Raw genomic sequence first — 23,716 nt, forward strand, 5'->3', positions numbered from 1 at the left:
TAGAGATTAAAATTATACTAAATCTCTTATCATTTTAGCAGCTTTCTCTGCTGTAATATCACGTTGTGGCGACCCAAACATTTCGTAGCCTACCATAAATTTTTTGACGGTTGCACTACGCAACAAAGGCGGATAAAAACTCATATGCCAGTGCCAATGGTTATTATCTTCACCGTTGGTTGGTGCCTGGTGTATTCCACTAGAATAAGGGAACGATGTATTGAAAATTTTATCGTAAGCCTTGGTTAATTTAGAAATGGCCTCGGCATATAAAAAGGCTTCGGTATCGTTTAACTCTAAAATATTTATTTGATGGGTTTTTGGCACAATCATAGCCTCAAAAGGCCAAACGGCCCAAAATGGAACTAAAACTACAAAGGCATCATTCTCAAAAATAATACGCTCTTTTTTGTCTAATTCTTGAGTGAGATAATCTCCCAGTATGCTAGTACCGTTTTTTTTGTAATAGTTTAGTTGTTGCGTATTCTTTTTTACAACTTCGTTGGGCAGTGTAGATTGACTCCAAATTTGACCGTGTGGATGTGGATTACTACACCCCATTACAGCGCCCTTGTTTTCAAAGATTTGCACATAGTTTATGAGTTCATTGGCTCCCAGTTCCTTGTATTCTTTTTGCCAAGCATTAACTACTTTTTTAATGTCTATAGGTTCCATGTCTGCCAAGCTCTTAGAGTGGTCTGGGCTAAAACATATCACTTTACAAATTCCTTTTTCACTTTTGGCCATCAATAAGCCGTCGTTTACCTCAAAGTCTGGTGAATCGCTTTGCAAGGAGGCAAAGTCGTTAGTGAAAATATAAACGTCTTTATAGTCTGGGTTTATTTCGCCATTAATTCGTGTATTACCAGGGCAGAGGTAACAGTTTTCATCATAACTTGGCCGTTTCTCATTGTTAACGGTTTCATTTTGTCCTTGCCATGGGCGTTTAGCTCTGTGTGGAGATACTAATATCCATTCGCCTGTTAAAATGTTAAAACGTTTATGTGAATAATTATCTAGTTCAGTATTCATTTCTTAATTACGTTAAAATTTATTGTTTTACTACGTGTGTCCCGTCTGATAAAGCTACCGAATAGAAAGAACATGCTTTGCCAAATCTATCTTTGTAGGGTTCAGAAACGAGTGCTTTAAAATCTTCGGCTTTACCTTTTTCAATTAAATTAATGGTACAGCCCCCAAAGCCGCCTCCCATCATTCTGGCTCCTATAACATAGCCACTGGCTTTGGCCTTGCCAACAAGAAAATCTAATTCTTCGCAGCTTACCTTGTATTGTTTGGAAAGTCCCTCGTGCGACCCATAAATTAAATTGCCTAGTGTAGCTAAGTCGACCTCTTCCATAGCTTTAGAAGCCTGTCTAGCTCTGTTGTTTTCTTGGATAACATATAAGGCTTTTTGGTAGTTCTCGGGAGTTACTTCGTCTTTTATAGTTGCCAAATCATCTTCGGTAGCATCTCTTAAAGCAGTAACTTTAAGCAATTTTGCAATGTTTTCGCAAGCCGAACGGCGGTCGTTATAAGCACTATCAGATAAGCTATGCTTTACATTGGTGTTTATTAAGAGCAGTTCATGGTCTTTAAAATCGATTTTAAAGGGTTTAGCTTTAATGGTTCTACAGTCCAATAAAAGCGCATGGTCTTTTATTCCAAACATACTGGCATACTGGTCCATAATTCCGCAATTCACACCTACATAATTATGTTCTGCCTTTTGAGAAATAAAAATCATTTCTTCTTTGGTAAGTCCTAGGTCGAAAAGTTCATTTATGCCATAAACAACACTGTTCTCTAAGGCCGCAGAAGAAGACATCCCTGCCCCTCCAGGAATATCGCCCTTAAATACAATATTGAAGTTTCCAATAACTTTGTTTCTATTTTGAATTTCTGCTATAACACCAAAAACATAATTTTCCCAGCTTCCCTGTTTTAATGGCTTTAGCTTATCGAGTTCAAACTCTATTTTGCTATCCATATCTAAAGCATAAGCTGTACATATGTTAGAGTCACTTTTTTGAATGGCAGCAGCAATACCTTTATCTACTGCAGCTGGAAACACAAAACCATCATTGTAGTCTGTGTGTTCTCCAATAATATTTATTCTTCCAGGGGAAAAAATTAATATTGGGGTTTGTTCAAATGTTTCGACATAAACATCCTTTACATCTTTTATTAATTGAGTGTTCATTTTATCTTTATGTTTGGTTGCTTTCTATGTTTAGGCTCCAGGTAATTTCGTAGCTATTTCCGGCTTCTAAAATAGCTAACCCTATTTCGTTGTTAAAACTGTCTGATACCCCAGTAGTTGGTTCTATAGCTATGGTGTTTTCCTTAGGAGGTGTATAAACCTGTAAAAAGTTATTATTGCCCGTGGCGTTAAATTTTAGGTTGTATTTAGGAGTTTTAAACAGGACTTCATCGTTGTTCAAAATCCAACAATCATCAAATTGTTGCTTACCAATTTTAATAGGGGCTTTGGTTTCGGTTTCCAAAGTATTAACGGTTATGTTGCGATCATCGAGTTCTAGTTTTTTAGTACTGCTGAATTCCAAGGAACTTTCATATAAATTATGGCTTAAAAAATAAGGATGCCAACCCAATGTAAATGGAAAAGGTTTTGCATCGTTGTTCTTCACGGACATTTTAAGATCTAGTTTGTCTTTGGTGAAACGGTATTCTAGTTGAACCCTATATTTGTAAGGAAAACCCTTTGATAACTCTGTTTCGTTATATTCCAACACTATTAGGGCCGTTTCGGGTTCTGTTTCAATACTCAATACATCAAAGGTTTTGTCATAAACCAAACCATGTAGGGCATTGTTCTCTTCTTTTTGGTTTATTTCAAATTCAAATTCTTCTCCTTGAAATTTATAGTGCCCATCTTTTATTCTATTGGCAAAAGGAAAAAGTATACTAGAGGCATAGGTTGTGGTATAGGGAAGAGGCGATAGCGGTTTGATTATTTCATGACCAGCAAGTGTAAGTTCTTGTAAACTAGCACCAGCATCAATATGGATTTTGGCAAAGAATTTAAAATCTGCACACTCTATTTCTAAGGTTTTGGCCTTCTTGTTATGATTTATATTGAACATTTTAAGGTTATAATGAGTTTCTTATTATTAGTTTATTTGGATTTTCTATTTGTTTGTGTTCCTTGTTTAATATCATCTCTGCCAGACGTTTTCCCATAGTGTTAAAATCTGTTGAAATGGTTGTGATTCCGCCTTCAACAAGTTCTTTGAGCAGCGTATCATTATAGGAGATAATACCAATGTCTTTAGATAATACCAATTTAACTTCTTTCATTTTTTTAATGATTCTGAGTAGGTTTTTATCATCGGGAATAATATATAAATCGCCAGATTTTGGTAATTTATCTTTTAGATTTTCAACAATTGAACCCTCTAAATCATTGTCTTTACAAAACTTGGTAAAACCAGAAAGCATACCTTTTGGTTGCTTGTTTTCATTGTTAACTAAATAAAGTCTTTGGTAATTTTCAATGCGATGCTTTACAAGTTTTAAATTGTTATATAGCGCTTTTTCGAAATTTTGATAGACCGCAGGAAATGCACTTAGGTCATGGTGCATTTGATCTAAAACAAAAACCTTTTCAGAGGGGAGATTATCAATAATCTCTTTTGTATTTTTTAAGTTGGCTGGCATAATTACGTAGTAGCTGTAATTTCCAACATTATCTAAAATAAGTTTCTTGAAAATATCTTTATTGAAATGGTGAAAATATATTTCTAGTTCTATAGCTTCCCCCAAACTATCCTTTAGAGCATTATATAAGTCTTCTTTAAATGCGTTTAGCTCATCAAAGAGTAGGAAAATTTTTTGTCTAACGTTAACATTTTCACTGGAAATATAATAGCCTTTACCTACTATAGATTGAATAACACCCCTGTTTTTCAATTCATTAAAAGCCATTAATACGGTGTCTCTCGATAGTTTGTGTTTGTTTTTTATTTCGTTTATAGATGGTATTCTATCGCCTTTTTTTAATGCGCCAGAGACTATAGATTCTTCAATGGAATTGATAATCTGTTTGTATTTAGGGATTCCTATGTTGCTTTTAATGGTAATCATTATGGAGGCAAAAATATATAAAAGTTTTAAAAAAACCTACTAGACCCTACTAGTATGATTTTTTGCTAAGAATCACTGTTTTTTTAAAATTTAAATTTCTATATTTGAAACCATTAATTACTAACTAAACCAAAGTTTATACTATCATGACAGCAGGATTTCACATGTGGGACTACGTAGTCTTTATTGCGTATGCCATTTTAATTTTAGGAGTAGGGTTATGGGTTTCACGAGATAAAAAAGGACATCAAAAAAATGCCGAAGATTATTTTCTTGCGAGTAAGTCGTTACCGTGGTGGGCTATCGGAGCTTCATTAATTGCGGCTAATATATCTGCAGAACAGTTTATAGGAATGTCTGGAGCTGGTTTTGCTTCAGGTCTAGCAATAGCATCATACGAGTGGATGGCAGCGTTAACCTTAATTATTGTTGGTAAGTACTTTTTACCAATATTTATTGAAAAGGGGCTTTATACTATTCCTGAGTTTGTTGAAAAGCGTTTTTCAACAAATCTTAAAACGATACTGGCTGTTTTTTGGATTGCGCTCTATGTTTTTGTGAATTTAGCCTCTGTACTTTATTTAGGGTCTTTGGCTCTGCAAACAATTATGGGAGTTCCATTAATTTATGGGATTATTGGTTTGGCCCTGTTTGCTGCCGCCTATTCGCTTTATGGTGGGTTGTCTGCGGTTGCTTGGACCGATGTTATACAGGTTGTATTTCTAATATTAGGAGGTTTAGTTACAACCTATTTAGCTTTGAATACAGTATCTGGGGGAGAAGGTTTTATGGCAGGGTTATCGACTATTTATGATAAAGTTCCTGAACGTTTTGAAATGATTTTGGATGAAACAAATCCAGAATACATAAATTTACCCGGTATAGCGGTTTTAGTAGGAGGTATGTGGGTTGCTAATTTGTACTATTGGGGTTTTAATCAGTACATCATCCAAAGAACCTTGGCTGCCAAGTCTTTAAAAGAATCTCAAAAGGGGATTTTATTCGCTGCTTTCTTAAAATTATTGATTCCATTGATCGTAGTTATTCCTGGTATAGCAGCATATGTTATAATTAATGATCCGGAAATGATGACAGGCTTGGGAGATATAGCACTTCAAAATTCACCACTAGATAAAAAGGACAATGCCTATCCGTGGTTGCTACAGTTTTTACCAACAGGACTTAAGGGTGTAGCTTTTGCTGCTCTTGCTGCTGCAATTGTATCCTCACTGGCTTCTATGCTTAATTCTACATCTACCATTTTTACAATGGATATATATAAACAGTATATCAACAAACATGCAGATGATAGAAAAACGGTTAATGTAGGAAGAATTTCTGCTGCAGTAGCCTTAATAATAGCATGTATAATGGCGCCTTTGTTAGGAGGTATTGATCAGGCTTTTCAGTTCATTCAGGAGTATACGGGAGTAGTGAGTCCTGGTATATTAGCGGTGTTCTTATTGGGTCTATTCTGGAAAAAGACCACCAATAAAGCTGCAATTGTTGGCGCATTGGTTTCAATTCCTATAGCTATATACTTTAAGGTAGCGCCTAAAGGATGGTCAACGTCTGCCTTTTTTGTTGACCTTCCATTTATGCATCAAATGGGATATACATTATTGTTGACCATGCTGGTAATAATTTTATATAGTTATTTTCAACACAAAGGTGCTGATGATAAAAAAGGAATACCAGTTACAAAGGAATTATTCAAAACATCACCTTTGTTTAATATTGGTGCCTTTGCAGTTATGTTGATTTTAACTGCACTTTATGCAATTTTTTGGTAAAAAATTTAAATCATAAAACAAAGCCGCTATAAGTTATTATAGCGGTTTTCTTTTTTTAGCATAAATCATTGATTTTGAAACTAATTAAAAAATAGTCCAAAAATTCTATATTTAATTTTGGTTAGATTTAGCTTAAATTTTATATTTGCACCGCTTTAATGGTCGCGTAGCTCAGCTGGATAGAGCATCTGCCTTCTAAGCAGACGGTCACAGGTTCGAATCCTGTCGCGATCACTTCAATCCTCACTAGTAATAGTGGGGATTTGTTGTTTTTAGAGGGGTTATATATCTTTATAGCTCTTCTGGTAAAATTTCATAATCAATTTACTACTAGGTATACGTATGCCTTTTTTAATCAAAATAGGCACACATTAAGGTACACCATTTTTCTTTTCGGGTACACCATTATTTTAAAACTTAAAAGCATGGAAATTAGCAAACTAAATATATTGTTCTTGTTACAAAAGAACAGAATTAATAAAGAGGGGAAATGCCCAATAAGGTGTAGAATAACTCATCTGGGCAAGAGAAAAGTATTCTCTACAGGATTATTCATAAATCCAAAACATTGGAAGAGCAATCAGCAAAGTGCTCACCCACCAGATACCTACTATTACATTAATACACAATTAAGCCTGATAAAACAAAAGTTGAATCAGGCTTTTTTGTTTTTACAGGTTAATTATTTAGAGTTTAATGTAATTGATATTTATAGTCACTATCAAGGAAAACAAACTACTGCGGAAGTTACATTATTGGAAACTTATGACCAGCATAACAATAAGATGAAAAAGTTGATAGGAATTGATTTTAATGAAACTTCTTGGAGTAGGTATATTGAGAATAAAAGAAAGGTAAAGGCTTATGTAAACAAGGCTTACAAAAAGTCTGATATAAAGTTAAGAGATTTGGATTTGAAGTTTATCAAAGGCTTAGAATATTATTTTAAAACTGACTTAGGTTTGAGTCAATCTACTATAAATAGGAGCTTGCAAAGAGTACGCAAAATAATAAACTATGCTATATCTGAAAACCTATTAAATTCAGACCCATTCATAATGTATAAACCAACTAAATACAAACTAAAGTTAACTTATTTAGATGCTCAAGAATTGGCTAGGCTAGAAGAACATAAGTTTGCTCAAATTAGGCTAGAACAAGTTAGGGATATGTTTGTGTTTTGTTGTTATACTGGATTAGCTTATGCAGAGATGAATGCATTATCTAGGGAGCACTTAATAAAAGGATTTGACGGAAATACTTGGATACAGATGTATAGGAAAAAAACAAATAGTCAAGTGTCAGTGCCATTACTTCCAAAAGCTTTGGATATTTTGGCTAGGTATAAAGAGGAGCGTGATAATAAAAAGTTACTTCCTTTAATATCTAATCAAAAGCTTAATTCCTATTTAAAAGAAATAGCAGAAGTTGTTGGTATTGAAAAGAGACTTACACATCACATAGCTAGGAAAACTTTTGCAACTACTATTTTGCTCTATAATGATGTACCAATGGAAATAGTTTCTGAGCTATTAGGACACTCTAAATTAGAAGTTACACAGAGGCATTATGCAAAGGTTGTTCAAAATAAGGTAAGTGAGGAAATTAACAGATTAAGATTGAAGTTAGATTAGTTTTTTGTTTGTCTTTCTTCAATTTCACTCCTTTTATAGAAAACCTTTCTTCCAACATTGTAGCTAGGCAATATATCTTTTTTAGACCAATGCCATAAAGTAGTCAAAGAATATTGAGAGATTCGCATACTTCTTTTCTTGATAGAAACTCTTCTTATTTGGGTGTTTTCAGAATTTGTTTAATGTTTAGTAGCACTTCTTGGATTTTAGTTAGTTCTTGTAAAGCCAGTTCCATAGCTTTTGGCAAGTTCTCAAGTCGCAAGTTTTTCATATTAATTATATATTAGATGATTTAATTTTAAAGTAAACAATGCATGGCTAAATTTGGTTTTAATTTTAATGATTTTCATTCATTTAACTGGTGTGAATTATGGTGGTTTCAATATGAAACCTCAATAGGTTTTTGGGCTTTGAGTGATTTGATAAATAATCAAGAAGAATCTTATGCAATTAAAAAGGAAAAATTTATCAATGAAAAGAAAGCAAGGTTAGCAAATATCCCAGATGAGTATCAAGCCTCATATGACCAACAATTCTTTGAAGATGGAGATAGAACATTTGAGCAGTTAATTGATATTCAACGTAACTCTATCTGTCTATCATTGTTCTCTTATTTAGAAGGGAAACTCTTGAAGTTTCTTAAAATGATGATTAAGGAATTTGGTATAAATGTAGATATACCAAAGTCAAGTGTGTTTCTCAACATAAATAATATTATTGAAAAGGAATTTGGTGTAACAAAAGAAAGGTATGTTAAAGATTTTTCAAGGTTAGGAAATCAACTAAAAGTAAGAAATGCAATTGCACATACTCAAAGCTACATAGAGGACGAAAGAAAGTTTTCTAAGGTGGAAGGGGTAAGTTTAGAGAGAGGAAAAGTTGTAATTACAGATGTGATTTATTTAAAGAGTTTAATCAAGCAAGCCGAGGGTTATTTTAAAGAGCTTCTTATATCTGTAGATGTTAGGTTAACTGAAATAAATACTAATAAAGGTTTTATTGGTAATTAAATAATCTAAATACACCTACTAATTATATTGTGATTTAGAATTAGATTAAAATTACTACCATAATAGGGATAATGATAAGTGAAGAATTTTAAATATATTATATATACATAACATGTATAACATATGTAATAAAGAATAAGGTTAGTGATTTACTAACCTTATTCCAAATACTTTTTAAAGGTTTTACCAAGTTTCCACTTTTAAACTAGGTGTGACCCCAATATGTTTTTTAAGTACTTTGCTTAGTACTGATTTTACAAATCTCACATTTCCAACTGTAGTTACAATATTATCATGTAAGGTGTAAAGAGGTATGTCAGGTCTAACTTTTGATATAAACCCACAAGCTTTATGAAGCACTAAGTTAGCTTCTAATCTCTGTAATGCAATAGACAAGGTATTATGCTTCCCCTTTTTTATCAGTTGAAATACTCTATAAACATTAGGGAAAGCTTTCTTAAATGCTTTCATTGACCCGTTAAACCATATATGAGTATTAGGGCTATTTATGGTTTTTAGAGCAATCTCTTTAACTAATTTTCTATCCATTATCAGACCATCTAGTTCAACTAATTTTGATTCATTAAGCATTTGTTCAAACTTCTCATAAAATTCACCAGAAGCCACCATTTGCTTGAATTTTAATACATCAGGCTTGTTTTCAGTCTCACCAATTAGACAGGTTAGCTCTTTAAGGTAATTAGAATCATTTTCCTTTCTAGGATTGGTAATGAATTGCTCCATTTCCAAAGATTTGAATATCTTACTATCTAGTAATGCTATTGCCAAATAAGGTTGGGCATTACTTATATCAACACTTGATAACCTTTTTCCTTTGTACCTTAAGAAACATCTTAGCTCAGACTTTAATTGAGTTATATTCGTATGCAGTCTCTCGCCACTTTTATCTACATAAAAATCATACTCTTTTCTATATAATTTTTGTAGTGGTAGAAGCTTACAGTTGAAACTTAATAATGGATTTTTGGATTCTGGGTTATCTACCTCATTTCTATATTCTTTTATTAGGTAGTCAACCCCTTTTTTGAAATCCACTTCAAGGTCTTCATTAAACCAACTTTTCAGATAATCTAATTGGGCTGTCTTCTTGACATTACAATTTTTATCTACTTTGAGAATAGATTTAATTAATGTTCTTTTTGTAATTTGAACAGGAACGTTTTTACTTTCATATTCTTCAGTAAATTTATAGCATTGGGATTTCTCGCCAACTTTATAATGCGTTATTTCATATATAACCCTCCTTTCTTTTAAGTAGTCAATATGTGCCCTATAATTCCTGACTCTTTTTTGAAGTATCTTCTTGTTTATTGGGATATAGCCATCATATTTTTCAACCAACCCTCTTTTTTTAGAGGCTATTGAAGTAATCAAACTTAGTATATACACAAAGTAATCTTTATGATATTTAAAGTCTGGAGGATGGCATTCCAAGATATTATCCATATTAATTCTTTCAGGAATGTATAAGGTTAAATAATCCTTTTTTACGCAACCTAAAGCTTTATTGCCAAGTGCCACACTTTCACTTGGGTTGCTTTTCATTTTATAGTTGAAATCTTGTGTGGTTTCAACTTTAGTAGTTTGTAATACCATTACCCCTCAATTCGAGGAGCTTTCCTTTTAAGGTGCTTTACTGTAAAGCAAGTGGTATTTACTATTGTCTCATAAAACTTGATTTAAGTCTGGTCTTTCTCTTATTTGTAAATCAGGTGGGATTTGACTTAATACCTCTCCTTTACCTGTCATTTTATATTTATGAGCTATGTAGGTTCCAGCTTGTTTAAACCAAACTAAGACACCTGCTGATTTACAGGTATCTCTTAGGTGCCTAAACCACTCTGGGTTTGCTTCTCTAAATTGTGGAATTCTGCCACTTTTATACCTACCTGATTCTCCACCAATTATTGCCCAATGAATACCTTTTAGGTCTTTTGGAGATAATTTTAAATCTTCAAGCAAGGGTTCAAAAGAGATAAACCTTATTTGACATTTTATCTCTTTTAAAATTCTAATTCTATCCAATACCTTTGGGTCATTATTTTCAATACTGGTACCTAGCCAAACATGACTATATTTTTGTTGGCACCAATCTTTTGGTAAAGCATCTTTAATTCTCTCTGGTCTTTTGGTTAGGATAAGGTAGGTGTGGTGTGACGTGTTTTTAATAATATTCCATGCTTCATTTCTCCATTCATCTGCGTCAGGATGGAAAAAGTCGCTCATTGAACATGTAAATATTATTGACCCCTTTGAGATATTTAGGGGTTTGTTCCATGTTGTGTTAGAGGTCCTTTTTACCCTCTTTGGATTTCTGCCTAAGTTTATTTCAATGCTATCTATATAGCAGAACTTACAGCCTGCTGAGACTTTTGTGCAACCAGTCCAGGGATTCCAAGAAAAGTCAGTCCAATTTATTTTAGTTTTTGAGTAATTACTCATAATAATCAATTTATAATTAATAATAATTTGATTACACATGAGAACAACACTACACATGCAGAATAACCTAATTAGGTTTTAAAATCAACAGAAACAAAAAGTATTCTTTTAGAAAATAGGAGAGGAAACTACTCCACTTTATTCGAAGTAACCCAAACTTTGGGTTTTAACTCTGCAAAAATACAAAATTCCTGAGAGTTAAACTAAATATGAACAATTTTAAATTTTAATATGAATCATTTTAAACAAAATTATTATGCAATTAAGAAAATCAGAAAGAAAAAGAGCCAAGATAAAAATGGCATTACAAGGAAGCGCGGGGAGTGGTAAGACATATAGTTCTCTTCTTCTAGCAAAAGGACTCATCAATGGAGACTTAACTAAAGTAGCAATTATAGATACTGAGAATGGAAGTGCTGATTTATATGCTCATTTGGGTAACTATAATGTGCTGTCCTTAACCCCTCCATTCACTCCAGAGCGTTACATTGAAGCTATAGATATATGCCTTAAATCTAAAATGGAAGTGATAATTTTAGATGGGGTCAGCCAATGTTGGGATGAACTATTGGATTTTCATTCTAAACTAGCTGGTAATTCCTTTACAAACTGGAATAAGGTTACTCCAAGACAAAAAGCATTTATTGATAAGATTTTACAGGCAGATGCTCATATCATAGCTACTATGAGAACTAAACAGGACTATGTGCTTAACCAAAAGGATGGAAAGCACGTGCCTGAAAAAGTAGGTTTAAAAGCTGTACAGCGTGATGGGGTAGATTACGAGTTTACTCTGGTATTTGATATAGACTCTAAACACTTTGCAACTGCCAGTAAGGACAGGACTAACTTGTTTTCTTCTAAACCTGAGTTTAAAATTAATGAAGCAACTGGAAAGAAGATTCTACAGTGGTGTAATCAAGGAGGAAACATTGATGGTATTAGAGCCCAGATAAATAAATGCAAAGATATAGAGCAACTAAGGCTGCTCTATAATCAATATTACAATATAAAAGAACTGGAAGAGGATTTCAGATTACAAAAAGAAACTATCCAAGCTAAGGCAGAATTGTTAAACCCTAAAAATTATAGTCAAAATGGAACTTCAGCTCACAAATAGCCCCAAATTAGAACTCAAGTCAGTAAAAAGTGCTACCATAATAGGGAACGATAAAAGTGAAAATAATTTAATATATAATAGTAATATTAATAGTAATAATAGTAGTAATAATATAGTTACTGATAATAGTTCTTTCATAGAGGCTAATACAAAAAGCATTTCACTAAACCATTTACAAAAAGATTGTATAATACCTGTGTTCAGTAAAGACAATGAAAAAACAATTGCACATCAAGAATTTATTGATGTAGTACATGATTGTACTACCAAGTTGTTTTCACATCATAGTATAGATGAGCCAGAGATTAGAATTTCACATCAAATCAAGGGTAGAACACCAAGTGCTATACATAAGTCAGCTAAAGACTTGCTAGAACATGAAAAGACTATTTATTATGAGAGAATGGCATTTATAATTCGTGTACCTAGCATAACTGAAACTATTAATGGAAATGAGTTAGCTTTAACAATAGGAGGGGTACGTGCTTATAACAAGGAGAATCTCTATTCTAAAAAGTCAGTAGAGAAGTTTCAAGTGTTTATTGGGTATCAAAATCTCGTATGTTGTAACTTATGTATTAGCACAGATGGAATGGCTTCTGAAATGCGTGTAGGCAGTACACATGAATTGTCTAGTAAAATAATGGAGCTTATAGAAACGTATGATGCAGATAAACACCTATTACAGATGAGGCAATTAACAGAATATAATCTTAGTGAAAAGCAATTTGCTCAGTTAGTGGGTAGGTGTAGGCTCTATGGGTTTTTACCTAAAGAACAGAAAAGAGAAATCCCATCATTGCTCCTTAATGATGGACAGGTTTCTACTATAGCAAAGGACTATTACCAAGATGAAAGGTTTAGCAAAAACCATGATGGTAAAATAAACTTGTGGAATGTTTATAATCTCTTCACATCATCCAATAAGAGTAGTTATATAGACACTTTTAGTGATAGGAATGTAAATACATTTGAGTTTACAAATGGACTTAAAAACACCTTGGATGGTGATTCTAGCTATTCTTGGTTTTTGAGTTGAAGAATGCCCAGCCTCTTATATAGAGGGGTTGGGTTATTTTTTATTTTACCCAATAAAAAAACTCAGAGCAAGTCTGAGTTTTATTTTTTATTCTTTTTAAGTGCAGAAACTAAAGCATAAATGAATAGCAGTGCACTAGTGCAAAGATACAAAAAGTTATTGATACTTTATTTTCTCCTTAATTATTTTTTCAATAACAGCATTTTTAGAGTTTTCTTTAAATATAGTTTCTATATCATTAATAAAGTCTTTTTCTCTATTTTCAGAAATATGTTTTAAAAAATAAGCTATTACCTTCAAGCATGCATTAAGGGAGTTTCTATCACTATTTACAAAATCTATACCAGGAATAACAGATAGACCTCTAGGGGTATTAAAATCATATAGAACATCACCATGAGAACATATGTTACGTATTAGAACAACTGCACTCATTAGGTTTTCAAACTTGTCTATGTTTAAAATCCCCATACTTTCAGTTACTCGCTTTTTAATGTCAGTATCTTTTATGTTTTTAAATAAATTCAATAGAACACCAAAAGTAAAAAACTCTAAGACTTTCCATGCAGGTGCATAGGTGTCTTGAGGGTTGTTTTGATGATGTTTTTTTAAGGTTTTATTGTTGTTAATAAATTCAGGAGTATAAACCCTGTTAAGCATACTCGTTTTAAAAGGGGTGCTTTGTATGAAGCTATTATTTACTATAGCATCATCAGCAAACCAAGCAGGGAAGTCTTTGAATTTATTGGATACGTAATAAATCACTTTAGTTCTAAAATGAATCTCTATTCTATTAAGGTATTTTAATAATATATTACGCAAATCAACATCTAAATAGTATAACCCAATAACATCAGAAAGCTTGCTGTCTGGAGCAAAATTATGGTCATCATCTATTTCAAAATGATGCCAATAAAATCCTAATCTATAGTAGCCTATATCTAATAAAAACTCCTTGACTTTGGCTTCTGGAAAATCAAGAGTAAGACCTCTGCCAGATAATATTTGTATTTGCTTGTTTGTGTTTGTTGCCTTATTTCCCATGCTATAATTCAAATATTTCTAAAGCTTTAGAGACTAAAGTTTCTGTTCTATTCTGTATGTGTTCTTTTTTCCAAATTGGAGTGTTCTTTAGTATTTCATTTAATACTAAACCGTTGTTAAAACCAATATTATTGCCTTTTTTATCTTTTTTGTTCTGCTTGTCTAATAGAGGCATATCACTTAATTGAGAATTATATCCTGTTAAGGTAAGATTGCCTAGTTTGTGAACATAATTTTCCCTAATCTCGTTAGCTAATTCTTTATTTCCATTAGCAACCATTTGTACCCAATGAGGTTTCATGTTTTTACCTTGTGGTAAAGCGTGTTCTATAGTCCAAACAAATTTATTCTTACTTCTTTCATAAAAGTTTTTATAGCCTTCTCTTTCACTATTTTGAGCCAGTTCTAAACTTGATAAAATATATCTAGTGGCACCTACGTTTTCTTCATACAGGTTACCATTTAATTTTTGTTTGAATACTTCATCAGAAGCAGGTTTTCCATACTGAATGAGTATAGCTTTTACCTCTTCATAGCTATAGTTTTCTAAACTATCAACATGCTCAATTATATCCATGAAGTAGTTGGTTAAGTCTCTAGTAGGAGGACTATCAGTAACATTTCTTCTTATAAAGTACCTACATAACAAATTGATTAAATCAATCTTTTGATTCTCTGATATTTCAAATTTGTGCTCTATGAATAGGAGTAGCATATAAGCATCTGCACCATTTACATTTTCAAGGTTTCTTAAAGCTCTAGTAATTTCAGTGGAACTATCATCATTTTCATATTGTATATTTTGAGAATAAATAATGGAAGCACTTTCTAGTCTGTCAAAAATCTTAGAAACATCTCTATTTATAAGCTCTTCAAAAATACCAATAAGATTAGACCTTAATGCTTTGGGTTTTTTATTGACCTTGATAGCTTCCTCTAACCTAAAAGCATTGTAGAACTGTCTAATAAATCTTTCCTGAATTTTGTAGTTATCTGTTAAGTTAGCCAGGATACCATTCCATCTATCAAAATTATCATCTATAGTTTCTATTCCTTTTTTTTCTAAAGCCCCTAATAACTTGTTTTTAATGAGGTCTATTGCAGATAATGGAACACCTCTATTGTTTAGTGTTTCAAAAAGGGTAAAGGCACCATCATGAGTAGTTACATCTATTTTAACCAAAATAGAACTATTTAATTTGTCTAGAAAGTTTTTTGCTGATTGATAGGTATAAGCTGGATATTCATTTTCATCTAATTGATATAGCCTATCTACAAAATAATTGAAAGCTCTACTTATTTGTCTATTCCCAATATACTTTGGTGCTTTTAAGGTTCTTATTTCTTCAATGTTTTTTGAAAAAATATAATTATAATCCTCAAAGTTGTTATTGGTATATGAAGGTTCTAGTCTTGGCTTATTAGTACTCTCTAACAGTATTCTATTTTTTAAATTCCAAAGAGCAAACATTTCTTTTTGCTGATTTTCTGGTAAATGGTCTGATAAGAATTTATAAACAGCTAAATATAAAAGGCTAATTGTTGTCATTCTTTGTTGTCCATCAACTAGTTCAAATTTAGCATCCTCCATAGCATCATTCTCTGTGTTAATGCAGATGATAGAACCTAAAAAGTGATTGCCTTCACTCTCTTCAATATCATCAAATAGAGCTTCCCAATTGTCTTTTTTCCAGATATATTCTCTTTGGTATTTAGGTATGTGGTATGTTATTTTATGTTCTCCACTGAATAGCTGAGATAATGACTTGTCTTTAGTTTCTTGAATCATTCTTAGTAATACTGTTTTTAAGTTCTTCTACTTCCATTTCTAAAACATTTGCCCATTGGTAGTAATTAATATGTTCATCAATGATATTAACATACTCTTCCAATAGAGCAAGTGCAATAAATTTATATTCTGGATGCACAAAAAGAGGATATAAACTGAATACATTATTGTACTCTCTTTGCATTTTTATAAAGGCTTCTGCTATAGACATTGAGTGTTTAGACTTCTTGTTGATACCTTCAAGCTCTAAATCTTCATAAGCCATTTCACTAACTGAATGGTAGTACCAATCCTCATTTTTTTTATCAATATATTTGTATAAAGTTATAGAGCCACCTTCAGCACCTATTTCTATAATTCTGGTGTGGTTTTTCATTCTTGTAAATCTTCAAAGTCATCAAAGACTATTTCTTTAATATTTCTATAATTAAGATTATTAAGCTTTAATCCTTCATAGTTAGAAATAAAAGTCAACCCCTTACTAATCATATCATTTTTTATATCACTATAAGATACTCCATCCCATACTTTGCATTCTAAATATTCAGATAACTTATCACAAGCATTATCAGCTAGATAAATAATTTCAGTACCACCAAAAACAGAAATTATATCATAAATGTTTTTCCTAAATTCTATAAGTGACTTTGGGTTAGACCTATTATAAAGATAGCTATACCTGTAAATGGTAGATATATCAAGGCAGTTTTCATATACACCAATTTGGAAAACAAATGGACTATCAAAGTTTATTATTTCTTTGTTATCATGGTCTACTTCAAAAATATTTGTAATGTGATTATACTTTTTGGGTAATTGGTATTCCCAATCACCATCAGACCTCACATATTTTTTAATTACACCATTGCTGTAATATGTAGGTATTAAAGTATGCTCTAGATTTAGAGATTGTAATTGCTCTAAGTAAATATCTTTTTTGGTTATTATTTCCACTTTAGGAATTAGTGTATTACTAATAGCATGTAGTGCTGTACCCATATAACTATAACCCTCTTAAAACTTCAATTACACTTTTAGCTGTATAGGTGTTTTCTACTTGTTTAGTTTCAAAAACCATAAAATATTTATAATTATCTCCCGCTTTTTCAGCCCAAGTTTTACCTAGAATATTTTTGTTTTTACTATCATCATTATCATATACATCTCCTTTTGTTTCTAGCAAGATGATGTTGCCTTTTTTGGTATAAAGTATGAAATCTGGATAGTGATTAGAGCTAAAACCATTTAATGCAAATCCTTTTCCTCTTTCAAGGTTTCTATGCCAGAATACTACATTTTCAAGTGAAGCAACTTCTAGTATCATTTTTTGCTCATAATTATTCATACTAGCTTCTCTGTCATATAGAGACTTGCTAATGGTAGTACTAGGATTTAAAAATGATAAGGTTTCTGGAAAAGCAAAATTTTCTTTTACCACAATTTTATTACTATCAATACCTATTTTAAAACGTTCTTTTGCATATTCATTAGTTATTTCATTTATCTTGTCTTTAATCTTCTTAACATAGATAAAATCATTGTCAACAATATCCCTAATCTGTTCAGCAGAAAGATTATCAAAAACCCTACTTACATATTTTTGTAGTTCTTGTTGAGATATTGGTGTCATATCTCCAAGCTTAGATACAATGATGCTACTAATTTGATTAACCTGTGATTCTTTTGGTTTAGATAAAATGGTGTCTACTAAAATGTCTTTAGCTCTTTTACTTACCTTTTGTGCAGTAGCAGTCCTTTTTTGCTCATTAAAATCTACAGCATAAATCTCTTTAGAAATATCATCAAATGTAATTTGTGTACTGTAATTAGATAGTTTAAAACCATCTAATAAACTTATCTTGTTTAAGTATTGGTCTTCTGAGTTTAATTCTTCAAATAAACTTACTTCCTCTAACTCACTTTCTTCTACTTTTTTAAAGAACTGTGGTAATTTTATAGTACTAGCTATCTCTTTAAATTGACCATCTAGCTTATAAATTTTGGGTGCAGTTTTCATAATATCTGTAAAAATTGAAGTAGTATCATCAATCTCTATTTCATTAACTTTCTGCTCAAAAGTTTGTCCTTCAACTTTTGCTTTTTCTGTTATTTGAGATACTAGTGGGTTTTGTTGGTTAATGGTTTCTATGGTTACTTCATCATTTGGATTAAATTCAATGGCATTTAAATCAAAATCTTCATCAGATTTTACATAGTTATCTGTTTGAGGTTCTTGAGCAAATAAATCTTGGGTAAGTATTTCATTTGGAGTTAATTCTTCTTCTGGAGCCTCTTCAGCATAATAATCATCTTTACTAAATCCAGATTCTTGTAAACCTTTAACAATACTATCTAGTGTTTCATTAAACTTTGATGAGGCTGTTAATACAAAAGACATATTAAGCAATGCCTCTTTATGTTTAACTACATATGGTTGTCTTAAAACCCTACCTAAAATTTGTTCTACTTCTACAGCAGAAGATTTATCTGCAAGTGAGGCTAATATGTAAGCATTAGGGCAATCCCAACCCTCTTTTAAAGCATTTACTGTTATAATGTATTTAACAGGGCAGTCTTTAGCCATAAGGTCTATACCTTTAAGCTCATCTATTCCACTAGTCTTTATTTTTATTTGTTCTTCAGGAATTTGAAGTTTTACTAACTGCTCTTTTATTTTTTGAAATGTAGTATTGTTTTTACCCTTAATATTAGACTGTGCTTGGAATAATATGATGGGTCTTATGTATTTTCCTGTAGCTTTTTCTTCCTCAATAGCTAAAAGTTCTAATTGCCTTTGTAAGTGTAAAGCACTTGTAATAACCTCTTCTTTTTTATGATGATTATACACTACTACAGGTAGTTTCACCATATTTTCTTTTTTAAGAGCTAGGGCATTTACAAAGGAAATAATATTACTGTTTTCTTTAGGTGTAGCTGTTAAATCTAATACTAAAGATGGATTTAAGTTATTTAGCATTTCAACACTTAAATCACTTTCTGCATTGTGGCTTTCATCTACAATTACAATAGGGTTTAGGCTTCTAATAACATTAATTAAAGCAGTTTCATCTGTGTCAGGTAATACTAAGTCTCTATCTACAATAGTGTTTCTAAAAGACTCTAAAGCACCATTTTCTTGAAACACTTTCCTATCATCTTTCTTTCTAGAATTAATACGTAAACTACTAAAGTTAAATACAAAGATGTTCAATTGTTCTGTTACAGAGGTAGGGTTAAAATTAGCACCTTGTAATAATTGGTCCTTTTCATAAACTTCAACTCTGTTGCCAAACAAACTATTTAGTTTCTCTCTATATGGATGGTTAGGATTTGATAAGTTTTTTACAGTTTGTTGTAACAGATTAGACCAAGGTACTAGCCAAACTACAGCTTTAGTGTTTCCTTGATTAAAATGCTTATTTATAGTGTGCAACGCATTACAAGCTATAAAGGTTTTACCACCCGCAGTAGGTACTTTTACTGCTATATGAACTGCATTAGGTATATTATCTTTGTAAGGTTTCATACCTTCAAAAGAACCATCTAACTGTGGTGTATAAGGCATACCCAATTTATCTTCCCAATATTGGTTAAATGCTTTTGCAGAAGTAGGCTCTTTTTGTACATAAGACAAAAAATGTTCTAAATCTTTAATTACTCTATGTTGGTATGGTTTTAATTCCATTTAGGTATATCTTAAAATCGTGTAATATCTCTTGGTATTTTTTTAAATACAATATTGTACTTATCCATAATAGCTTGGTCTAGTAAGCAATTATCTGCATAAATTATATATTGACTAGCTTTGGTTTTTATAGACCTTAAAAAGCTTTCATCTAGTGTAGTTAAGTTGTCTTTTTGATAATAGAAATAATAGGCTGAATCATTTTTAGCACCTAGTAAATAATTTTCTTCTGGATTGCTAAAAGGTTCTTTAGTTTCTGTGTACCACACATATTCTAATATTTTGGATAAACCAATGGCTTCATTTAAAAAACCATTTTCTAAAAATAAAGGCTTTCCAAGTACATAATAGGTAAAATCTCCTCCTGTACCTTCAGTAGCTTTAGAACCTTCTCCATACCCCTTAATAACTCTCTTTACTCTTTCGGCAGTAATGGTATTGGCATAATCTTCCATTTCCACTAAAATGAATTTTCTATTACCACCATCTTGTTTGTTAAGATTGAAAACTGCATGTGCAGTAGTTCCAGAACCTGCAAAGGAATCAAGAATATAACAATCCTTTGAATGTTCTGTAGAAGCCATTAACAAATATTGAATTAGAGTTGATGGCTTTGGGTAATTAAAAGCTTTTTCTCCAAAAATTTCTTGCATCTCTTTTGTGCCATCTTGAGACATACCAACTTCCTTTGGGAGATTGGTACTCATAGCTTGAAAACCAAATGATTTACCTGCCTTTTTCATGTCATCCTTTTTAAAGTATCTGAAGGCAGGTTTAGAAATATTTAAAAATTCATAATCATCTGGAAATACTATTCTATTGTTATCATAGTAACCTTTAAATGTATCTTTAGAAATTGCCCACGTCCTATTTTTTTGAGCAGGATATTCTTTTCCTGTTTTTGGGTCTATTATTGTGAAGTAACTATTTGGTCTTTCTTCAGCACTTGTTTGTTTTGTTAAATCATGGATTCTCCATGGCTCATTAGGCAAATCTGGTGTTTCATAGTATTTCCTTTCTTTGGCTTTGACATAAGCTTTAAAGTCACTTCCTTTAGAGTATAAGAGAATTGATTCATAATCTTGTGAAACTCCATTTGGGACATCAGATTTTGCTGTTCTTTTTCTCCATGGAATTAATCCTACATACTTATTTACCCCAAAAATCTCATCACAAAGTAGTTTCAGATTAGCTTGTTCATTATCATCAATACTAATAAAGATAGCTCCATCATCAGCCAACAGTTTATGTAATAACTTTAATCTAGGATACATCATACACAGCCATTTATCATGCCTTGATAAATCTTCACTTTCTTTACCAACTACTTGTCCTAACCATTTTTTAAGTTTTGGGTGGTTTACATTGTCATTATACACCCAACCCTCATTACCTGTATTATAAGGTGGGTCTATGTAAATGCATTTTATTTTACCTTCATATTCTGGCAGTAGGCTTTTTAGGGCTTCTAGGTTATCACCATGTATTATTTTATTTTCAGAAGGAGTGTTTTTATCTTCTTTACCATTACTAAAAGTGTATTGTGGCTCTAGAATTTTATAAGGTACATCTTGATGATGGTTAATTACTTTTTCTTTTCCTATCCAGTTGAGTGTTGGCATACAGTTAGTTGTTTTCTTCTGTTTTTATTCTTTTTAAGGCTAGTTTAATGGCATCTATAGCAACATTTTCTCCTTGTACATCTTCATATACTTTTTCACTTAGCCATAGGGTTAATAGCTTGTTGTAATCTATGTCTAAAGCTAAAGCTAGTTTCTCTATTTGTTCTCTTGTAGGTTTTCTATCTCCTTTTTCAATTTTACTTATTAAAGCAGTATCAACATCTACTTTATAAGCAACCTCTCTAAGCAACATGCCTTTAGCTTCCCTCTTAAATTTTATTAATTCTGATAGTGTCATTAGTAGTCAAATTTCAACTTGTCAAAAGATGTCTAAAACTAATCTAATTTTCTGACAAAAAAAATTTTTGAAAAGAAAAAAATTAACAACTATTCTGTGTGTACTGCATACCTTGAGAAATACCCCTAGCTAGTTTAGGTTTTACAAACTCCCCACCCCAATCTGACAGAGAATTTTCTTTTTGAAGCAGTTTATAAAAAGATTGATTTTAAGGACTTTTTTCTTTTTTACAATTTATATCATTAACAAATCATCCTACCAGTCTGTAGACTGAATTTGTAACTAAAAAAATTAAGATATTTATTGACTTTAGTAAGTAATCCAACCCCTCACTCAGACCTGAATAAACAGTCCTCACTAAATACCCTCACCAATTTGTGCAAATGAATCCCATTTGTGCCTAAAAGTATTTTAATAGTATAACATTCAAGGTGATAGTTGCAATGATATCTTATTGGGATAGTTAGTTAGGTTATTTCCCAACTCAAAAATCAATTTATTATGGTTAGAATAATTGGCTACAAATCAAGAGAAAAAGAGGATGGAAGTCCATTCTTTATTTTAGAACTACAAGGAGGTGTAGAAATGTCATTAAGTAAGACAGGGCAATACTACGCTACAGCTAAAAAGGCTTATGTTACAAGTACATTTGATGAGCCTACTTGTAAAGCACTAATAGGAACTGAAATACCAGGGGCTATTGTAAAGAAAGAAGTTGAACCTTACACTTATGTTGTAAAGGAAACAGGAGAAGAACTTGTCTTAACTCATAGGTGGGTTTTTGTTCCAGAACCTCAAGAGGAAACTAAACAAGAAGAAGCTGTAAATCAACTTATGGCAGATACTTCTGTATTCTCTCAAAATGGAGTTTCTGATTTAGCTGAACAGGCTATTTAGTAATTAATAAAAAATGTCCAGAACCCGTATGTATATATTATATGTATGTCAAAACTGGACATTTTTACTTTTTCGTGATTTGGTATTTCTACTATAGGGGTGTTACACCAGATTACGAAAAACTTAATGTTTTAATTATGGAGATTTCAGAAATAAAAGTGTCTTATTTAAACAGTAGTACTAGTAAAGTAAAGATAGCCAATAGTAAAAATGTTTATGAAACAGTATTATCTTGTTGGGATTTAGAAACTATAGAATACCAAGAAGTGGTTAAATTATTATTACTCAATAGAGCTAATGTAGTGCTAGGTATTAATGAGCTATCAAAAGGTGGTACATCAGCTTGTATGGTAGATATTAAAATGGTTTTAGCAATAGCTTTGAAATGCAATGCACACGGAATAATCCTTATACATAATCATCCAAGTGGTAATTTAGAACCTAGTGAGGCAGATAAGAGCTTAACATCAAAGATTAAAGAAGCTTGTAAAATAGTTGATATTAATATGCTGGACCATTTGATTATTTCAAAAGATGGATATTATAGTTTTAGTGATAACAGTACTTTATAACTACTAAATATATTTACTATTTTATATATTATATATATCTCTATTATGGTAGCAATTTTTGTGATTATGTAAGTATGTGGTTATTAAAAATTAACCTAAATATCAATTTATTATTCAAATGCAAAAAAATCTTTACATATTAATATAGCCAAAATGAGTTCAAGTTATTGATTGGAATGTTGGAAAGAATAGGGAATAGAACAAATCTCTTTATTAGTCTAGGAAAATAGGGTTATTTGCTGCGAGAACTGCCTAATAGCTAAAACTAACTATTAATATTATCAAACTTTAAAAGTTGATACACCTCAACTTCTAAGTGTTGTGCAATTTTATAAAGAGTATAGCTAGATGGACAAGTATTACCCATTTCAATTCTACTCATATTTGACCTTTCAAATTCACATAGGTTGGCTAATTCAACCTGAGATATTTTCTTTTCCTCTCTAAGTTGCTTTATTCTTTTGCCAATAAAAATTTGAAATTCCTTTTTGGTCAAACCTTAGTTATTAATAACCAAAAGTTGTAATAATCTTAAATTATGTTGCTATCAATTTTGATAGCGAACTATATTTTTTAATCTTTATTCAATAATTTTTAAAACCAGATAAACAATGAACGTCTTAAAAAAAATAGGGTTAAGTTT

21 protein-coding genes and 1 tRNA gene are annotated in these 23,716 nt (G+C 31.6%); 8 read left to right on the forward strand and 14 right to left on the reverse strand.

What is annotated here, in order from left to right:
- Positions 1 to 12: 12 nt before the first annotated feature.
- From M0214_RS11565 to M0214_RS11580, 4 genes are read right to left on the reverse strand one after another with little or no spacing between them, the layout of a single operon-like run.
- Entirely contained in the window at positions 13 to 1,032 is a 1,020-nt protein-coding gene (locus M0214_RS11565) for a UDP-glucose--hexose-1-phosphate uridylyltransferase (protein ID WP_248722721.1), read from the reverse strand.
- A gap of 19 nt (positions 1,033 to 1,051) precedes the next feature.
- On the reverse strand, positions 1,052 to 2,203 hold the full coding sequence (gene galK / locus M0214_RS11570) for a galactokinase (RefSeq protein ID WP_248722722.1): 1,152 nt from the start codon (positions 2,201 to 2,203) through the stop codon (positions 1,052 to 1,054).
- 7 nt (positions 2,204 to 2,210) lie between these two features.
- Positions 2,211 to 3,107: an aldose 1-epimerase gene (locus M0214_RS11575; RefSeq protein WP_248722723.1), complete on the reverse strand. Its 897-nt coding sequence runs from the start codon at positions 3,105 to 3,107 to the stop codon at positions 2,211 to 2,213.
- 7 nt (positions 3,108 to 3,114) lie between these two features.
- Positions 3,115 to 4,107, reverse strand: a complete 993-nt coding sequence (locus M0214_RS11580; RefSeq protein ID WP_248722724.1) for a GntR family transcriptional regulator — start codon at positions 4,105 to 4,107, stop codon at positions 3,115 to 3,117.
- A 146-nt stretch (positions 4,108 to 4,253) separates the two neighbouring features.
- Here M0214_RS11580 and M0214_RS11585 point away from each other — a divergent pair, with 146 nt between their 5' ends.
- The 4 genes from M0214_RS11585 (at position 4,254) to M0214_RS11600 (ending at position 8,544) form a co-directional block, all read left to right on the forward strand.
- Entirely contained in the window at positions 4,254 to 5,900 is a 1,647-nt protein-coding gene (locus M0214_RS11585) for a sodium/sugar symporter (protein ID WP_248722725.1), read from the forward strand.
- Between the two features lie 160 nt (positions 5,901 to 6,060).
- Positions 6,061 to 6,134 (forward strand) — tRNA-Arg (locus tag M0214_RS11590).
- A gap of 191 nt (positions 6,135 to 6,325) precedes the next feature.
- A complete protein-coding gene (locus M0214_RS11595; RefSeq protein ID WP_248722726.1) occupies positions 6,326 to 7,534 on the forward strand; it encodes a site-specific integrase in 1,209 nt (402 codons plus the stop codon).
- A 314-nt stretch (positions 7,535 to 7,848) separates the two neighbouring features.
- The gene (locus M0214_RS11600) at positions 7,849 to 8,544 is read left to right on the forward strand and encodes a hypothetical protein (RefSeq protein ID WP_248722727.1); all 696 of its coding nucleotides are present in this window, start codon (positions 7,849 to 7,851) and stop codon (positions 8,542 to 8,544) included.
- Between the two features lie 183 nt (positions 8,545 to 8,727).
- Here the strand turns inward: M0214_RS11600 and M0214_RS11605 are convergent, their stop codons facing one another.
- Both M0214_RS11605 and M0214_RS11610 read right to left on the reverse strand, forming a co-directional pair.
- Positions 8,728 to 10,161 (reverse strand): hypothetical protein, encoded by a 1,434-nt coding sequence (locus tag M0214_RS11605; RefSeq protein WP_248722728.1) that lies wholly within the window; start codon positions 10,159 to 10,161, stop codon positions 8,728 to 8,730.
- A gap of 69 nt (positions 10,162 to 10,230) precedes the next feature.
- Positions 10,231 to 11,064, reverse strand: coding sequence for a DUF5131 family protein (locus M0214_RS11610; protein WP_371873493.1), 834 nt, complete (start codon positions 11,062 to 11,064; stop codon positions 10,231 to 10,233).
- Between the two features lie 199 nt (positions 11,065 to 11,263).
- On the opposite strand from M0214_RS11610, the gene M0214_RS11615 reads away from it, so the two are divergent.
- Together M0214_RS11615 and M0214_RS11620 are read left to right on the forward strand one after the other, a co-directional pair.
- Complete coding sequence (locus M0214_RS11615; RefSeq protein WP_248722730.1) at positions 11,264 to 12,127, forward strand: AAA family ATPase; 864 nt, start codon at positions 11,264 to 11,266, stop codon at positions 12,125 to 12,127.
- Positions 12,105 to 13,166, forward strand: coding sequence for a DUF3871 family protein (locus M0214_RS11620; RefSeq protein WP_248722731.1), 1,062 nt, complete (start codon positions 12,105 to 12,107; stop codon positions 13,164 to 13,166). The genes M0214_RS11615 and M0214_RS11620 overlap by 23 nt, the downstream gene beginning before the upstream one ends.
- A gap of 156 nt (positions 13,167 to 13,322) precedes the next feature.
- On the opposite strand, the gene M0214_RS11625 is transcribed toward M0214_RS11620, so the two are convergent.
- The 7 genes from M0214_RS11625 to M0214_RS11655 are packed head-to-tail and all read right to left on the reverse strand — an operon-like array spanning position 13,323 to position 21,604.
- Positions 13,323 to 14,210, reverse strand: coding sequence for an Abi family protein (locus M0214_RS11625; RefSeq protein ID WP_248722732.1), 888 nt, complete (start codon positions 14,208 to 14,210; stop codon positions 13,323 to 13,325).
- A 1-nt stretch (position 14,211) separates the two neighbouring features.
- Entirely contained in the window at positions 14,212 to 15,999 is a 1,788-nt protein-coding gene (locus M0214_RS11630) for a DUF262 domain-containing protein (RefSeq protein WP_248722733.1), read from the reverse strand.
- The gene (locus M0214_RS11635) at positions 15,983 to 16,375 is read right to left on the reverse strand and encodes a hypothetical protein (RefSeq protein WP_248722734.1); all 393 of its coding nucleotides are present in this window, start codon (positions 16,373 to 16,375) and stop codon (positions 15,983 to 15,985) included. The genes M0214_RS11630 and M0214_RS11635 overlap by 17 nt, the downstream gene beginning before the upstream one ends.
- Entirely contained in the window at positions 16,372 to 16,998 is a 627-nt protein-coding gene (locus M0214_RS11640; protein WP_248722735.1) for a hypothetical protein, read from the reverse strand. Before M0214_RS11640 ends, M0214_RS11635 begins: the two co-directional genes overlap by 4 nt.
- 4 nt (positions 16,999 to 17,002) lie before the next feature.
- A complete protein-coding gene (locus M0214_RS11645; RefSeq protein ID WP_248722736.1) occupies positions 17,003 to 19,684 on the reverse strand; it encodes a DEAD/DEAH box helicase in 2,682 nt (893 codons plus the stop codon).
- Positions 19,685 to 19,695: 11 nt separating this feature from the next.
- Positions 19,696 to 21,306 (reverse strand): site-specific DNA-methyltransferase, encoded by a 1,611-nt coding sequence (locus M0214_RS11650; RefSeq protein WP_248722737.1) that lies wholly within the window; start codon positions 21,304 to 21,306, stop codon positions 19,696 to 19,698.
- A 4-nt stretch (positions 21,307 to 21,310) separates the two neighbouring features.
- Positions 21,311 to 21,604, reverse strand: a complete 294-nt coding sequence (locus tag M0214_RS11655) for a helix-turn-helix domain-containing protein (protein WP_248722738.1) — start codon at positions 21,602 to 21,604, stop codon at positions 21,311 to 21,313.
- Positions 21,605 to 22,105: 501 nt separating this feature from the next.
- On the opposite strand from M0214_RS11655, the gene M0214_RS11660 reads away from it, so the two are divergent.
- Together M0214_RS11660 and M0214_RS11665 are read left to right on the forward strand one after the other, a co-directional pair.
- Positions 22,106 to 22,501, forward strand: coding sequence for a hypothetical protein (locus M0214_RS11660; protein WP_248722739.1), 396 nt, complete (start codon positions 22,106 to 22,108; stop codon positions 22,499 to 22,501).
- A gap of 74 nt (positions 22,502 to 22,575) precedes the next feature.
- Positions 22,576 to 23,073, forward strand: a complete 498-nt coding sequence (locus M0214_RS11665) for a JAB domain-containing protein (protein WP_248722740.1) — start codon at positions 22,576 to 22,578, stop codon at positions 23,071 to 23,073.
- 265 nt (positions 23,074 to 23,338) lie between these two features.
- Here M0214_RS11665 and M0214_RS11670 read toward each other — a convergent pair whose 3' ends face one another.
- A complete protein-coding gene (locus M0214_RS11670; protein ID WP_248722741.1) occupies positions 23,339 to 23,569 on the reverse strand; it encodes a helix-turn-helix domain-containing protein in 231 nt (76 codons plus the stop codon).
- Positions 23,570 to 23,716 lie beyond the last annotated feature (147 nt).

Source organism: Seonamhaeicola sp. ML3 (assembly GCF_023273855.1).
Lineage (GTDB): Bacteria > Bacteroidota > Bacteroidia > Flavobacteriales > Flavobacteriaceae > Seonamhaeicola.